The sequence below is a fragment of the Paenibacillus sp. NRS-1781 genome, from assembly GCF_050467745.1.
Taxonomy (GTDB): Bacteria; Bacillota; Bacilli; order Paenibacillales; family Paenibacillaceae; genus Paenibacillus; species Paenibacillus terrae_A.
On the sequence record NZ_JBITPI010000094.1, the window covers coordinates 1 to 15,320 of the forward strand.

A 15,320-nucleotide genomic window follows, 5' to 3' on the forward strand; every position below is an offset into this window, starting at 1 on the left:
CCATTTTATACAGCCTGACGGCATGTACCAAAATCTCAGCTTTGGATTTTGCAAGCAAAATCCGTACTCACTCGTTGTTCAGTTTTCAAAGATCAAACATTTCTTTTTCGCCGTTTTTTTTCAGCAGCTATAAGATTATATCATGTTCATTTCAGAAATGCAAGCTTTATTTTTTATTCTTTTATAAAAATTATTGTACCCAAGCTTTTCACTTTCGAAACGGCTGTTTTGTTGTCAGCCAAAATAATATATCATATATCCGAACAACTTAGCAAGCACTTTTTTTGTTACTTATTAAAATCATCTTTTTGACCCTATCAAAATCAGCAAAGGGGCACAAGCCCCTTGCGTTTTAGCTGGTGACTCCTTCGGGTTCAAATACTTCAACAGGCCAGTGTAACTCCACGCCTTGGCGAATCAGCCCGCTTTGAAAATTCCCCAGATGCTCTGCCGATTCGCTGACTTCTATCGGGAATACTCCGTTGGATACACAGTAGGCCGCCAAACTTCCCGCTGATTCACCTATATTCCACTCCGTAGGGTGCAGCCGATAGCAGCCATTTGCGATTTGAGTCATTCCTATATTTTTACAGGCGGGAAGCAGGTTACGCACTCTCACCGGAATAAGGGAGCCTAACGGAATTTCATAAGGGTAATTAGGAATGTAAAATGTCCGCTGAGATACAGTGGTCGGATGGAGGTCCAAATGATAGCTGCCTACACCTACGCTGTCCGCATATCGTTTTGGCCCATCGGTCCCCCGAAGCTCACGACTTACATCAAACTCAGATATCGTATACTTGGCTTGAATTCGGCGCGATTCGCGAATATAGGCGGTTTTCGCAAGACCATCTGAGGTGCCCAGGAAATCTCCACGGGGCCGAATACCCGGATAACCGAATCCTCCATCTAACCGGGGTGCTTCGGTCTGGAGCCAATAAATTAAAGAACGGGTCAATTCACGTGCGCCTTCTCTATGTCTTTCCTGTTCCTGAGCGTTAACACCGATTAACGGACCGAGGTAATAATCATTTTGCGCCCAGTTTAAAAGTGTCACCTCTCCATCATTTAATGGTTTGCTCCATATAGAAGGGTCCACAATGCGACGGTAATCCCACAAAGATACAATGCCCTGATCGTTAGGAAACAAAGTGAACTGTTTTAGCTTGCTGGTATCATCCGCATCCGTAGCAAACCAGCTCAAAATCGGGAAAAGGGAAAAGGAAGGAATATAATTTCTCCAAAAATCATATTGTTGCGGCCGTTCTATAATGAAGCTTCCTTGAGGGATGTAATCCACAGCCGCCACATGTGTGATAGACTGCATATCCATAGGGTCAGCGCACTCCAAAGCATGAGGCTCACCTGTATCATTCCACGACTCTGCTCCACTCGTATGCTCCACCCCCGCCATCGGAAGAAGATCCCCGCACTCTGTGGCATCCAGATAAAACGTTCCGTGCAGCACCATAACCCTACACCCACCATCAAGGCTATCCGAGGTACGAACAGTTACGGAGCAAATACAATCAGCATCCGTTTGAGCAGCTATGGGCACGGTATGGTAATATACGCGAACACGCCCCGTGTTCAAATAGGGAGCAAGCATATCCTCAAGCACCCGTAGAGCTACTCGTGGTTCATGAGCCAGACGGCTTACCCAACCGTTACCGGGATTAAGAATCGGGTCATTTTGGGCTTCTTCTGTTAAAGGATAGTTCTGACGGTAATAGTCACGCACACGATTACGGAACTCACGGTATGTTGCTGTGCAGCCAAACTGTTCGATCCATCGGTGCTCATCCGGGGGGACGGCCTGTGAGGTTAACTGTCCTCCCAACCAGTCCGTCTCCTCCGTCACGATGACTCTCATGCCAGCCTTCGCAGCCGCAAGAGCTGCCGATGTTCCTCCCAGACCTCCGCCAATCACAACAATGTCGGTATCAAGCCGATTTTGCGTCATGGTTCGTTCCCCTTTCATACTTGTTCTAGGAATCCGTTAGTTCAAAAGCAAGCCGTGCCGCACCAATGATTCCAGCGCGATTACCCAATAACGCCCGGTTTACTTCCGTTCCGACTCCCAGCTGTTGTAGGTGCTTTTCCAGCAAGGGCCACCAGACTTCTCCCGCATCTGCTACCCCTCCGCCTACGATAATAGCCTCGGGATCAAGGGTGACCGAGATATTGACCAGAAGCACGGCTAAATCTGCGGTGTAATCATCCAGTACCTGAAGTGCCTCCGGGTGACCATGAGCAGCCTCCTTCATGATCTCGACTCCCGAGCGATACGGTTTACCTGTGGTTTCTCTGGCCCTGCGTAACAGTGCGCTACCTGATACATACTGCTCGGCGCAGCCCTTTTTTCCACAATTGCAAGGAAGACCTCTTGGGAATAAAATACTATGTCCCCAATCGCCGCCGCTCCAATGAGCCCCTCTACACAACAATCCATGCTCCATATATGCGCCACCGACACCTGTTCCCAAGGTGAGCATGGCCAAGCGTTGCTTGCCCCTCCCCGCTCCCTGCCACGCTTCTCCAAGCAAAGCGGCATTCGCATCATTGTCAGCAACAGCACGCAAGACCAGATTCTCCCTCGCCCAAGTTACCAAGTGTGTGCCTTGCCAGCCGGGGAGATTATCCGTGGCGTACACAACCTCACCACTCTCCACGTTTACCCTGCCAGCCGTAGCAATCCCTAGAGCGCCGATGTCGTTAATGCCAATGGTGCTGATGTCTCTCAAGGAGCATTTCAGTCTTTCCACAGCTTCGGATACCCGTGACAGTACCCAATCACGCCCGCGAGAAGCGTCTGTATCCAACCGGATTTCATCAAGTACCGAACCATCTTGTTCCACTACAGCGGCCTTCACTGATGTTCCTCCAATGTCGATCCCTATGACTCTGTTCACAGCATCTGCCACTACAGCGTCCTCCTTGTTGCCAAACGATATCTACAAACACGCTCTTTTACGTAAAGCTTCTATAATAGCAAGTCATATACCACCACAATAACTAACGATAGGACACAGCCTAATAGACCAGTTCTCCGCTTAAAACCTCAATAACTTCGCTCAATGACCGCCCTCGCTGTTTTTTCCTTCATCAGTTTGGTATGACTCGTGTGCTTGCGAGCAAGCCCTTCGCAGAGGAGGTCAATGACAAATAGCTGCGAGATTTTGGCTCCAATCGAGCCTCCCTCCATCGGGGCTTCCTTGCCTGCGGTGAGCAACACGATATCCGCAATGGAGGTGATAGGCGATTTTGCATAATTGGTGATCGCGATAATGGTCGCGCCGTTTTGCTTGGCTTTGTGCAGCATGTCGTTGGTATCCAGCGTGCTTCCCGATACACTGATACCGATAGCCACATCTCCGGGTTTCATGGACACCGCCATCATCGACTGGATATGTCCGTCTGTCACGGCTTCGACACGCCGCCCGATTCGTAAGAAGCGGTTTTTGGCATCCTGCGCAGAAATCCCCGAAGCACCTACACCAAAAAATTGAACATAGCCTGCCTGGTCGAGACACGCTATCGCACGTCCAAGCTCTGAACGGTCCAGCAGTCCCATACTGGAGTGCAAAATATCAAGCATATTGTGATACACCATGCGAGTAATATCATGTTCATTGTCAGGGTCGGTGTTTTCCCCACCTGTATCGGTTTTGCAATAAGTCTGGTTTTGCGCCAGGGATAGTCGGAAATCCTGATAGCCTTTAAAACCGATTTTCCGGCAAAAGCGCATGACGGTCGTCTCACCTGTACCTGCAAAATCAGCTAGCTCCGTCACGGAGAAATATATGATATCTGCCGGGCGCTCCAGTACGCACAAAGCGACCTTTTGCTCTGATTTAGTTAATGAAGGAAAGTACGTATTAATTCGGTCGTTCATCTCCATAGATGCATTTCACTGCCTTCCTTGCTGCATCAGCAAACCGCTGCGTGATCAATTGGGGTCTGGTAATCGCCGAGCCTACAACCACTGCATGTGCACCCAGCCGGAATGCTTCCTCCACCTGCGCCGGCTCATGGATTTTGCCCTCCGCAATTAAAGGCACGGGAACCAGTTCCGACGCTCTCCGAACCAGCTCCAGATCGGGTCCATCCATCTGAGCAGAATATGGCGTATAGCCAGATAAGGTGGTGGATACGCAGCTTACGCCGAGGGAAGCGGCATGAAGCGCCTCCTCTAATGTGGATATATCCGCCATAGAGGCCACTCCATGCTTATGGGCGTAATCTATGAGCTGCTTCAGCCTGCATCCCCCCGGGCGCGGACGTGATGTAGCATCCAGGGCGATGATATCTGCGCCTGCGTCCACCAGCTCCTCCATCTCACGGAGGGTGGGCGTAATGTAAATATCGGAATCATCATAATCCCGCTTGATCAGGCCGATGACTGGCAGGGAAAGCGCCTGTTTGATCGCACGCACATCTGCTGCGCCATTGGCGCGAATGGCCACAGCTCCGCCCTGCTGAGCGGCACGTGCCATTTTGACCATGGAATCCGATCCGTGCAGCGGTTCATCGGGTAGCGCCTGACAGGATACGATCAGGCCGTGCTGAACTTGTGATAATACAGCTTCCATTCCCATTGGGATCACCCTCTCTCTTCCGCATGATGCCGTACGGTCAATCCGACTTCAAAGGTGCGGTTCCACGGCATATAGCAATCTGTAATTTCCACGTGACCCTCCGGCCCGTTTACATATTCGTCGAGCGCCTGCTCCAGTCGTCCGCGAATGACCGCAGCAACCGAGCCTCTCTGTCCATCGAGCATAAACTTGTTGAAGCCCATTTGTTCCACAAGCCCGTTATTCATGGCGGTACGCACCACAGAGCAATAACATGCATCTTCGGCGTAACGCAACCCCAGAAAATCCAGATGCTCTGTTGTAGGCCCGTAGTGGCTATACAGCATGGACTGGGCAATGACGGTTCCCAGCGTATTGGAGCTGGTGTTCCAGCCTGCATAGCCTGCCAGCTCAAAAAGCAGCCCTTTTTGCTTCAAAAGTCTAAGCAGCTTAAGATCGGCTCCGTTGGCATAGCCCACATCAGCCACTGCAATGTTTTTACCTGTATGTCGCAGCATATGGGCGCCGTATTCGACTAGCTCCACCACGTTTCGATATACATCATATCCGGCCATTGCACGCTGTTGAGATGATGCTTCTGCCATGGTGCCTCCGGGCGTGTTAGCCAACAGAATCAAATCAGCCTCTGCCGCTGAAGAAGCGATTAGTCCACCTGCCGCCATAATCTGGTATTTTAACGTTTCATAAAAATAGCGATCCTCAAAAAGCGGAATCACGAACGCTCCCTGCAAAGCGGACAGCCTCGGATAGACAAGTGGTACTGTATTCTTCGCCTGGTTCACCCACCGTGCCAGCAGCGTACAGCCGACTTCGTCTGCCCCCGGATACATGTACACGCTCAAATCCAGCTCAAGATTGGAAATACGTTTTCTAAGCCGCTGCTGATCCTTGGCGGTATAGCCGTAGGGGGCGGAATCATCTTGCGGGATGATCATAAAATCAATGACACCCTCTGCTACCAGCTCCAGTGCGGCTTCATTAGCTTCCAAATTCACACGGCGACGGCCCAAATAATCCTCCAGTATCTCTACAGGCAGACGTTCGTTGATGTCGGATAATTCAAGAAGCTCCTCTGCTGTGGCAATATCCAACTCCTGACGATGCTCAATAAAGCCCTTCCTGAATATCTCGCGTCCCCAATCGGCGTAGTAATCCGGTTCTTCGTCAGCCAAAGAACATTGCGGACAGCGCATAATGAGTTGAAAAGCATATAAGGTCATCTGCGGATAAAGCCGCTTGAGCCTGCGAAGTCGATTCACCTTGTCACCGACCTGCTCACTTGTCATTCCATGCAGACGAGATGGTACGATTCCGCCGTACAGAAGCGTATCCATCGCAATAATGGCTCCATTGGCTCCTGCTGCACGTTCTTCGAGCCAAGCCCACAGTTGGGTCGTATCACCGGGGATTTTCTTTTGTCCCATCCATTCCATCGGGGGACGCTCGATTTCCAAATCTGTGCCCTGCGCCAGTAAATAAGGAAATTCATAATTACAGGGCCGCTCATCCAGCGGCACAAAAAGCACACGAGTGTTTGGCTTCACCACACGCATCCACCTCTCCTGAAAATGTCCGTTATCCTAACGGCAAATGGTTATTTTCAGGGCAGCTATGCTGCCTTGGTTTCTTAATCTATCGTTAAAATGCTCACAAGATCAGTCGATACTTGCCTTGTTCATCCTGAGCGACGTAGCCCCACCGCTCGGCTGCGCGGATCGCCGGATCACTGCCGAGCCGAGCCTTCGTCTCCAGACAGGCAGTGATACAGCGCCGGAGTTCGCACACAACTTCGTCGGGCAGGAGCACAAGCCCTTGCCCGCCAACCACTTCCGGCGGCATACCGCTCTGCCGCTCACTGCTGACCACAGCTTGGCGCAAGGTACGCCACAGATCAGCGTCCAGCTCGGCGCGTTCCAGCCACGGCGCGGCCTGTGCTGCGAAGCCTGCCGCCGGATCATCGGCGGGTACTTGCCGCAGGGCGCTCACGGCTTGGAGCAGCCGCTCAAAGTACATATCCAGCGCCGGGATATCGCGCAATTGCAAAGCAAGATCCACGTCCTCATACGCGCTGCCGCCCAGTCGGCTGTTCCTGTTTTGACGGCAGAAAAACATCAGTTCCTCCGCACGCTCCCCCGCTAACTCCCGCACCGCCCAATCCCAAGAAAGTTTCGGCATGTACCGCTCACTGTTCCACATATAGTGGGACATCGTAATGAGCGTTACTTTGGAGCATTCCCACTGATTCATCGGGTTGGCTACCATACCGATATGTCCGCAGTCTGGAAGCCCGGAATACCGCCCGCGCAGCGGATCGAGGAATAAGCGATCACGGTCACAATCATTCACCGGAATGTTATCCCACAGCCACAGCTCATGCCCAAAGAACGCATGATTATCGGCGGCGTGCTTTTGGCTAATATGCGGAGCAAACACAAAGTATCCGGTCCAGAACACCTTAATCTCCGGGTGCAGCCGCTCGCGGAAGTCCTTTTTGTACTCGGTATCCCAATACGACCAATATTCAGAAGGACAGACTGTCAGCGTAAATTCAGGCAATCGCTCCTTCAGCCATGCATGCACCTTGTTCGTCAAAAAGACATGAGCGTGGCCCGAGCGGCCCAGCAAATGTCGATTTTCTCCTTTTAACACATAATCAATATCATCCATTAATATGGAAAAATGGCGCACGCCAATGGCAATTACAGCCGCCAGCTTTTCCGTCAAGCTAAGGAAATCTTCATCGCTGCCAAAGCTCAGGTCATTCCCCGGACTGATGCAGTAATGAAAATCCACCTCATACTGATCGCAGGCTTCCTTTAAATCGCTAATCTGTGCAAACGTGTCTTCCGGGTACGGCTCCCTCCATAGCTCCCGATGATACGGGTCATCCTTGGGAGCATACATGAAGGTGTTCATCCGATGCGCAGCCATAAAACGGACGGCATCCAGCCGATCCGCCAGGCTCCACGGTTCTCCGTAAAAGCCTTCAATAATCCCTCTGACCGGAAAAGAAGGCTCATCACGAATAGAAACTACTGGCAGTGTACATCGCTCTTGTTCGACTTGAAGCAGCAAATGCAGGGCATTCATGCCGTATTTGAGCCCTCTTTTATTAGCAGCATGAATTTCAATTCGACCTTCCTTGTGAATCTCCAAACAGTAGCCGTCTGCAACGAGCGCTCCATCGTACTCCAGTACCAATTGCACGCTACCGCGTGTTTCGGTCGGTACACCCGGTCCCGGAGGCAGGATCAGCTTGATCGGCCCGTCGGGGTCTAGATCGCCTTCATATTCCTGATTCATCCCGAAGCGGGAGGACAGCTCACAAATCAAATGTGGTTCGGATATGACCAGCTTTGCCCCACTGTCATACACATCACGAAAATAATATTGAATCTCTTGCGTTGTTAGCCCCACACGGGAATTGGACCGCGTTCCTTTCGCCAGCTCCATCGTAACCGTCTCCCCTTCCATTCACGGATCGTCCGCATCCGATATTCCCGGTCTAGCCTTTTACTGCACCCGCCAAGCCTTCCATATAGTAGCGCTGTGTGAACAGGAACAAAATAATGATCGGCAGCACCGAAATCATCGTCCCCGCTGCAATCCAGCCGAAGTTATAGGCAAATTGACCATTGAGATACGTGAGCGCAGCCGCCAGCGGGTATAGCTCCGTGTCGTTCAGAATAACGATAGGCCACAGGAAGCTGTTCCAGAACGACATAGCCTCCAGCAAAGAAATGACAGCGAGTGCTGGCTTCACCAGCGGTAGCACCAGCTGCCACCAGATTCGGAATTCCGAAGCGCCGTCCATTTTACCGGAATCACGCACATCGGTAGGAATATGGATAAACGTCTGCCGCATCAGAAAAATGTTGAACACAGAGACAGCTCCAGGCAGCACCACACCCAAATACGTATTGCCCAGATGAAGCCCCTGAATGGTCAGGTAATGTACGATGAACGACGTATATGAAGGAATAATCATGGTGGAAATGAGCAGCGTGAATACCAGATTTTTACCCTTAAAACGAAATACAGCCAAAGGATATCCCGTCAGACTGGCGAGCACCACATTGAAAATAACGCCAAGCGCCGTAATGATCACCGTATTCAGCATATACTTCGGAAAGTTCATAAACTGCCATACCTGAGCATAATTTTCAAAATCAATAAAAGTCGGAAAAATCGCCGGTGGCGTTGAGAAAATATTGCGTCCCGGCATAAGCGATACGCTGAGCAGCCATAGGAACGGTCCCATTAAAAAGAGAGCGAGCAGCACCAGCAGTACATAGATCAACGTCATCCTTACAACTCGCCCCAGGCTGCGAATGATGATGCTATTTTCGTTTTTGGGAAGGGGAGACTGTAGCATTTTGTCATCCTGTACATTCATCAATAGGGATTGACACCGCCTTTCCTATTGAATCGAAATACAATAATACTGAGCACCGCAATGACTGCACCGACAATTAAGCCGAGCGCTGAAGCATAACCAAAGTTAAACTGCTCCATGCCCTTTTGGAAAATATACAGGCTGGAGGTCAGCGTGGCGGTTCCCGGCCCGCCCTTGGTCAGCACGTACACTTCATCGAACACGCGAATAGCCGCCATAAGCGATATGAGCGTACAGAACAGAACGTAGGGTCTTAATAACGGGAGTGTAATATGGACAATTAGCCGCCAGGGGCTTGCTCCATCTACTCTGGCTGCTTCGTACAGGTCTTGTGGAATGTTCTGCAAACCGGCCAGATAGAGCATCATATAATACCCGAGTCCCTTCCACATCGTGATGAACATGAGTACATACAAGGCCAAAGAGCTGTCTGACAGCCAGTGAATGTCCTTACTGATCAAGCCTACCTGCATGAGCAGATAATTCACAACGCTGTTATTGCCAAGCAACCAGCTCCAAATCAAGGCCACAGCTACCATCGAAGTAACGACAGGAATGTAGTAGGTCGTACGAAATATTTTAATTCCCGGTATACGGCTGTTCACGAGCACGGCCATCAGGATGGAGAAAATTTGAAGAAAGGGAACAATGAGCACGTACACCAATGAGTTCCAGATCGAAATGAGAAAGTTGCGGTCCTTAAACGCTGCCTCAAAATTATCCAGACCGACATAATGGGTATCCGATATGACCGAGTAGTCCGTCAATGCCAGCGGAATGCTGTAAATAATAGGCCAAAATACAAAGACAGCAAGCAATAACAGTCCCGGCGTCATAAAGGCCCAGGCCGTAAAGGATTCCGACCTCAACCATTTGATCATGCTGCATCACCACCCGATTTTGATAAATGAACAGGAGAGCCCTTGTATGACTCCCCTCTGCTGAACCTATTGCTTTAAAATATCATTCACTTCCTGCTCCAAAGCAGTAAGCGTCTGCTTCGTGTCCGTTCCGTTCAATATAATATTTTGAAAAGCACGCGTAACAGCACTGTTCACGTCTTTGGCATTAGGAACACCCACCATGTAGTCTGTCGCCTTATCCAAGCTTTGTGCGGATACCACTTTCGCTTGTGCTTCCAGCGATTGATCAGACTGTGTGAAGTACGGGTCTTTAATGGAATCCTTCGTGGAAGGTAGCGTATTAGCCGCTTTGGAAAAGGCCGTTTGGCTCTCCGCATTTGTCAGGAAAACAGCAAACTTCACCGCTTCGTCTACATGTGCAGACTTGGTTGGTACGACCAGATCCATGGTGTTGGACAGCCGTACATCAGCTTTACCTGTAGGTGAAGGAACGGCGATTGTGTTCTTGTATACGTCCGGCGCAGCCGTTTTGATAAAGTTGATGAACGTCGGGCCTGCCAGCTCGAAAGCAACCTGCTCACCCGCATAATATTTCACTTGCTGTGAAAATTCAGCGTCCTCCTTGAGCACGATACCGTCTTCCATCTGCTTTTTGAGATTATCAATCATGGCGACTGCTTCCGATGTATTGAACGCCGCTGCTGTCTTCTCTTTATTCAAAATCGGAATCCCGTCTACGGCAAAAAGCTTGGATACAAGCTGCTGCGCATAGCCTGCTTTACCGATTTTTCTATTAATCTGGCGGCCCCATTCAGACAATTCCTCCCGCGTTTTGGGCGGATGGGCAGGGTCTAGTCCGGCTTCCTTCACCAGCTTTGAATTCATGTAGAGCACTTCCGTGCCGGTATACCAAGGTAGTGCATATGCCTTGCCGTTAATAACGGTGGAATTATAAATACCGTCGAAATAAGCAGCCTTTTCCTCCGGAGACAAATGCTCATTCATATCCACAACAGCACCCTTGGAGCCCATTTGGCTGGCAAATTCCGTATTGAGATTCACTACATCCGGACTGCTGCCACTGGCGATACTCGTCAACAGCTTGTTGGTCACTGCATCATAAGGGTAATCCTTCCAGTCAATTTTGACATTGGGATTCTTCTTCTCATAATCGGCAATCACCCGATTGAAATACGGGGTGAATGTAGGCTGTAGCGCGATGGTCCAAAATTGCAGTGTCACTTTTCCTCCGTTAACGTTTTCCGGCTTTTTGCCTCCGCCACCGCAGCTGCTCAGCAGCACAACCAGCGCGAGCATAGAAACAAGCAGCCGTAACCTGCCTTTCGCTTTCTTCGTCACATGGTGACCCCCTTATTCTTAGTTGATTAAGGCAAATTATAGCAGAAATACCGTTGGAGAAGGAATGTTTTTTCAATAAAATAAATTTAGAAGGAATAATTTTTCTATGATTAGACATCAAAAAGACGCCTCCGTTAGCAGAGACGCCTTCTTTCCTCATTGAACCTGCTGAGGGTTCAAGGCTATTTAATAATATGGGGCCATGAATACGTACACGAGTACCCCGGTCAAGCTGACATACAACCAGATCGGCATGGTCCAACGTGCAATTTTGCGGTGTTTCGCCACCTGCATCGTCCATCCCCATACAACCGTGAACAGGGCCAGCGGTACGATAATAGCAGCCAATATGCTGTGTGAAATCAGCAACGTAAAGTAAATCGGCCGAATAATCCCCACCCCGCCAAATTTTGCAGTGTCCGGCGAAATATAGTGGAAGGTCAGATAGGAAAACAAAAATAAAACAGTGCTGGCGAAGGCCAGTAAGACAAATGTTTTATGCACTTTGACGTTCTTCTTGATAATGGCAACCAACGCCGCCACCAGAAAAATAAACGTGAAACTGTTAAAAATCGCATTCAGCCTCGGGAAAATAGTGATATCGAAGCTAACACTACCCTGGTATCCAATGGGCGAAAAGAACAGCAGCAAAATAATCACGTTGGCTATAATGGAAACGGTGATAATCAAGGCTGTGAAATTACGATTGCTCGTTGGAACGTACTGCTTGTCCTCACTCGCTTTATTCATAATGAGCGTCTCCTTCGTTTAAATTCAAACTTTTCGTTTTCGGTTGTGATAATAACCATACTATATTATATAGAACCCGAGGACGGCCTGTGAAGTGACAACAGTATGAACAATTTCACAGCCGACAATTTAAAAATGTGCTTTAGCATCTTTAGGATAACCATTTTCGGGGCTTTGTACATGCAAAAAACACCGGGAAGGTCTGAATTCCTGTCCATCATCCACCATGACTACCGCATGGTCCTCCTCGCGAATTTGTCTCATGAAACCGAGCTCCCTTCTGCCGACAATTAGATATTCTTATCATTCCCCGATTGGAGGTCCGACGAAACATCTCATACATCAGAATTTGCAAAATCCTCACATAAAAAGAAGCCGTTCGTTGACACTATCCTTATTCCAAAAAGGTGAGGCGAGGTGTTGTATTTGTGTTGGGAAATGAAACCCGTGATCCCGTTTGAGCCAGTGCAAAGTGAACAAATCCCTTCGGAGGGCCTGTGGCGGTACGAAATAAAATGGGATGGAACAAGAATTTTGATATATCATAATCAGGGTAGCACGCGTCTGTTTAACCGGAAGCAGCATGAGCGAACACTTTTATACCCGGAACTCACTTCATTTTCCTCATACTGCCAGGCCGATTCGGTCATTCTGGACGGGGAAATGATCGCACTGGGAGCCGATGGTAAGCCCTCGTTTCATGACATTATGCGCCGCGACCTGATTCGTCGAACAGATCGGATTCAAGCGGCTTATGAAGCTGTGCCCGCTACGTACATGCTGTTTGATATTTTGTATTTGAATGGGGAATGGGTTCACCGTAAACCGCTGGCACAAAGGCTCGAATTATTGCATCAGGTTATCCTGCCGAATGAACGGGTTCAACTGACTCCTGCTCATCCTGATGGACAAGCTCTGTTTCAGGTGATGCGCAGCGAAGGGATGGAAGGTATCGTATGCAAACGTTTAGACAGCCCGTACACATTTGGCGGGAAGGATGGTCGATGGGTCAAGGTCAAGAATTATGGCGATAGTATCGCTGTTATTGGAGGCTATACTTTAAACGGAGGCGTCATCAATGCAGTGTTGCTGGGCCTGTACGACAAGCAAGGAGGGCTTCGATACATTGGACATGCAGGCACGGGAAAGCTTACGCGAGAGGATTGGCGTCAGCTTACGGAGAGACTGAGACCGCATACCATTTCAGCGCGACCTTTTGTCAATGAGCCAGATCGTCATCTGGATGCATTATGGGTACAGCCTATGTATACCGCCAAGGTTCAATACAGTGAGTGGCGATGGCAAGAAGGGCGTACCCTCCGCCAGCCCTCTATACAGGCTTTTGTAAATCAGGACGTAGGGCAGTGCATCGGACCTTGGTCATGATAAGTTGTGCAAATATATTTAAAAAAAAGCGGAATAAAGTTTGTATAAATCATTGCAACCAGTGGTTAATTAAATTACAGTTAACTAATTAACTACATCGAGGTGGATCGCATGTTCTTTTTCTTGGACTCCGAAATTCGTCAACTGGCCTATAATCTGTTCCCAGGTGGCAATAAACCAATTGGTGTTTTGGTTGAGCTATTTTCAATAACGTATGAAATTCGTAAAGGCATGGAGAAACGTTCACGTGAATTCGGGCTCTCCTATGGGCAATATATAGCGCTGTGTGTGCTTTCTGCGCAAAGAGATGAAATGTCATCTCCTTCTGCTCTGGCTGAGAAGATGGGTGTAAGCCGGGCAGCGATCAGCTCCATGGTCATTTCCCTTGAGCAAGATGGATATATTAACAAATACGATGATCCGAATGACAAGCGGGGCATATTTGTATCGTTAAACGATAAAGGAAGAGGGAAAATCAATCAAATGGACCCCTTTTTTATAGGACTGGCCTCACGCCTGATGTCGGACTTTAGCGAATCGGAAATCTGCGAGTTTCAAACCTACCTGTCACGCGTACGGTCTGCATTTGAAGATGTGAAAGGTTCGCGTCTGACTGATCCTAGGGAGGGAGAAGAAAAGTCGTACGACGACTGAGATAAAGATTGCTCGCATATCCACTGGCGGAATGGTGGAGACGTGCGCTGATGTCGCGGACAAAAACATATACGCTTGAGCATTTTGCATTTACGCATCAGAGACGTACTGGTAGAATTGAAGATATAAAAAAAGAAGCCCCTGCTTCCGCTACTTTAAATGTAGCTGGATTCAGGAGGCTTCTTTTTTATTGTAGCCTGCTTCCGAATTACAGACTGTTAAAAGCGTCTGTCAGTACAGGTACGATCTGCGATTTGCGGGATACGACACCTTTCAGAACAGCTTTGTTGTCGTCGAGCTGCACATTGTAGGCCTTTTCGACCGCTTGTGCTTGGCTTCCCAGCGCAATACCAATGGAATTACTGTTCACAATATCTGTTACGACGAACAGGAACAGATCCAGATTTTTAGCTGCAATCGTTTGGGACAGCGCTGCTTCCAGCTCAGATTGACGGGACAGCACATCGTTCACGTCTACCGCGTTCACCTGCGCAATTTCCACTTTACGTCCGTTCATCTGGAATTCCTTCGCATCCAGACTCACCAACTGCTCAATCGAGTGACCACTTAGATCAGCTCCTGCTTTCAGCAGATCAAAGCCGTAGCTATCTGCATCCACACCAGCGATTTCAGCCAGTTCACGGGCAGCAGCTACGTCTTGGTCGGTGCAGGTTGGGGATTTGAACAGCAGGGAATCGGAAATAATCGCAGACAGCATCAGACCTGCGATTTCTTTCGGAACCGCTATCCCGTTTTCCTTGTACAGTTTGTTCAAAATCGTGGCTGTGCAGCCTACAGGCTCAGCGCGGAAGTACAACGGCTGGCTTGTTTCAAAGTTAGCGATCCGGTGATGGTCGATGACTTCAGTTACACGCACCTTGTCAATGTCAACCGCACTTTGCTGGCGTTCATTATGATCGACCAGAATGACGCTGTCTGTTTCCGCAGCAACCTGTTCAACCAGACGCGGTGCACTCACTTTGAAATAATCCAGTGCATACTTCGTTTCCCCGTTTACCTCGCCCAGACGAATCGGCTCCACGTCCGCGCCCAGTTTGGTTTTCAAGTCTGCATAAGCAATAGCTGAGCAAATCGTATCCGTATCCGGATTTTTATGCCCGAAAATCAATGTTTTTGCCAACATAATCGACTCCTTTGCACTAAGCATTTTACATCCTCATAAAATATCAACAATTCCAATGCAGATTATATCATTAAATCTCGTATTCTCCCATTCCCCTTTGAATGATTTCAAAAATAATCTAGTAAATTCATAACATTCCCATGGAATATGTACGTGAAGTTAACCTTATT

14 protein-coding genes are annotated in these 15,320 nt (G+C 49.0%); 2 read left to right on the plus strand and 12 right to left on the minus strand.

Going from position 1 to position 15,320, the window contains the following annotated elements:
* Positions 1–352: 352 nt before the first annotated feature.
* The 11 genes from ACIFO6_RS23825 to ACIFO6_RS23875 all read right to left on the minus strand — a co-directional run bounded on the left by ACIFO6_RS23825 (position 353) and on the right by ACIFO6_RS23875 (position 12,230).
* Positions 353–1,963: an FAD-dependent oxidoreductase gene (locus tag ACIFO6_RS23825; RefSeq protein ID WP_430044484.1), complete on the minus strand. Its 1,611-nt coding sequence runs from the start codon at positions 1,961–1,963 to the stop codon at positions 353–355.
* Positions 1,964–1,988: 25 nt separating this feature from the next.
* Positions 1,989–2,924, minus strand: coding sequence for an ROK family protein (locus ACIFO6_RS23830; RefSeq protein WP_430044486.1), 936 nt, complete (start codon positions 2,922–2,924; stop codon positions 1,989–1,991).
* A 137-nt stretch (positions 2,925–3,061) separates the two neighbouring features.
* Positions 3,062–3,901, minus strand: coding sequence for a MurR/RpiR family transcriptional regulator (locus ACIFO6_RS23835; protein ID WP_430044488.1), 840 nt, complete (start codon positions 3,899–3,901; stop codon positions 3,062–3,064).
* Complete coding sequence (locus ACIFO6_RS23840) at positions 3,879–4,598, minus strand: N-acetylmannosamine-6-phosphate 2-epimerase (protein ID WP_430044489.1); 720 nt, start codon at positions 4,596–4,598, stop codon at positions 3,879–3,881. Before ACIFO6_RS23840 ends, ACIFO6_RS23835 begins: the two co-directional genes overlap by 23 nt.
* A gap of 5 nt (positions 4,599–4,603) precedes the next feature.
* Positions 4,604–6,145, minus strand: a complete 1,542-nt coding sequence (locus ACIFO6_RS23845) for a DUF4127 family protein (protein WP_430044490.1) — start codon at positions 6,143–6,145, stop codon at positions 4,604–4,606.
* 100 nt (positions 6,146–6,245) lie between these two features.
* Positions 6,246–8,051, minus strand: a complete 1,806-nt coding sequence (locus ACIFO6_RS23850) for a beta-N-acetylglucosaminidase domain-containing protein (RefSeq protein WP_430044492.1) — start codon at positions 8,049–8,051, stop codon at positions 6,246–6,248.
* A 52-nt stretch (positions 8,052–8,103) separates the two neighbouring features.
* Positions 8,104–8,994, minus strand: coding sequence for a carbohydrate ABC transporter permease (locus tag ACIFO6_RS23855; protein WP_430044537.1), 891 nt, complete (start codon positions 8,992–8,994; stop codon positions 8,104–8,106).
* On the minus strand, positions 8,994–9,875 hold the full coding sequence (locus ACIFO6_RS23860) for a carbohydrate ABC transporter permease (RefSeq protein WP_430044493.1): 882 nt from the start codon (positions 9,873–9,875) through the stop codon (positions 8,994–8,996). Before ACIFO6_RS23860 ends, ACIFO6_RS23855 begins: the two co-directional genes overlap by 1 nt.
* 66 nt (positions 9,876–9,941) lie before the next feature.
* The gene (locus tag ACIFO6_RS23865; RefSeq protein ID WP_430044494.1) at positions 9,942–11,216 is read right to left on the minus strand and encodes an ABC transporter substrate-binding protein; all 1,275 of its coding nucleotides are present in this window, start codon (positions 11,214–11,216) and stop codon (positions 9,942–9,944) included.
* Between the two features lie 186 nt (positions 11,217–11,402).
* A complete protein-coding gene (locus tag ACIFO6_RS23870) occupies positions 11,403–11,966 on the minus strand; it encodes a DUF420 domain-containing protein (protein ID WP_430044496.1) in 564 nt (187 codons plus the stop codon).
* 129 nt (positions 11,967–12,095) lie between these two features.
* Positions 12,096–12,230, minus strand: a complete 135-nt coding sequence (locus ACIFO6_RS23875; protein ID WP_430044498.1) for a hypothetical protein — start codon at positions 12,228–12,230, stop codon at positions 12,096–12,098.
* A 174-nt stretch (positions 12,231–12,404) separates the two neighbouring features.
* On the opposite strand from ACIFO6_RS23875, the gene ACIFO6_RS23880 reads away from it, so the two are divergent.
* Both ACIFO6_RS23880 and ACIFO6_RS23885 read left to right on the plus strand, forming a co-directional pair.
* A complete protein-coding gene (locus ACIFO6_RS23880; RefSeq protein WP_430044500.1) occupies positions 12,405–13,352 on the plus strand; it encodes a DNA ligase in 948 nt (315 codons plus the stop codon).
* A 111-nt stretch (positions 13,353–13,463) separates the two neighbouring features.
* On the plus strand, positions 13,464–14,006 hold the full coding sequence (locus ACIFO6_RS23885; protein ID WP_430044502.1) for a MarR family winged helix-turn-helix transcriptional regulator: 543 nt from the start codon (positions 13,464–13,466) through the stop codon (positions 14,004–14,006).
* Positions 14,007–14,214: 208 nt separating this feature from the next.
* Here the strand turns inward: ACIFO6_RS23885 and ACIFO6_RS23890 are convergent, their stop codons facing one another.
* A complete protein-coding gene (locus ACIFO6_RS23890) occupies positions 14,215–15,150 on the minus strand; it encodes a manganese-dependent inorganic pyrophosphatase (RefSeq protein ID WP_430044504.1) in 936 nt (311 codons plus the stop codon).
* Positions 15,151–15,320 lie beyond the last annotated feature (170 nt).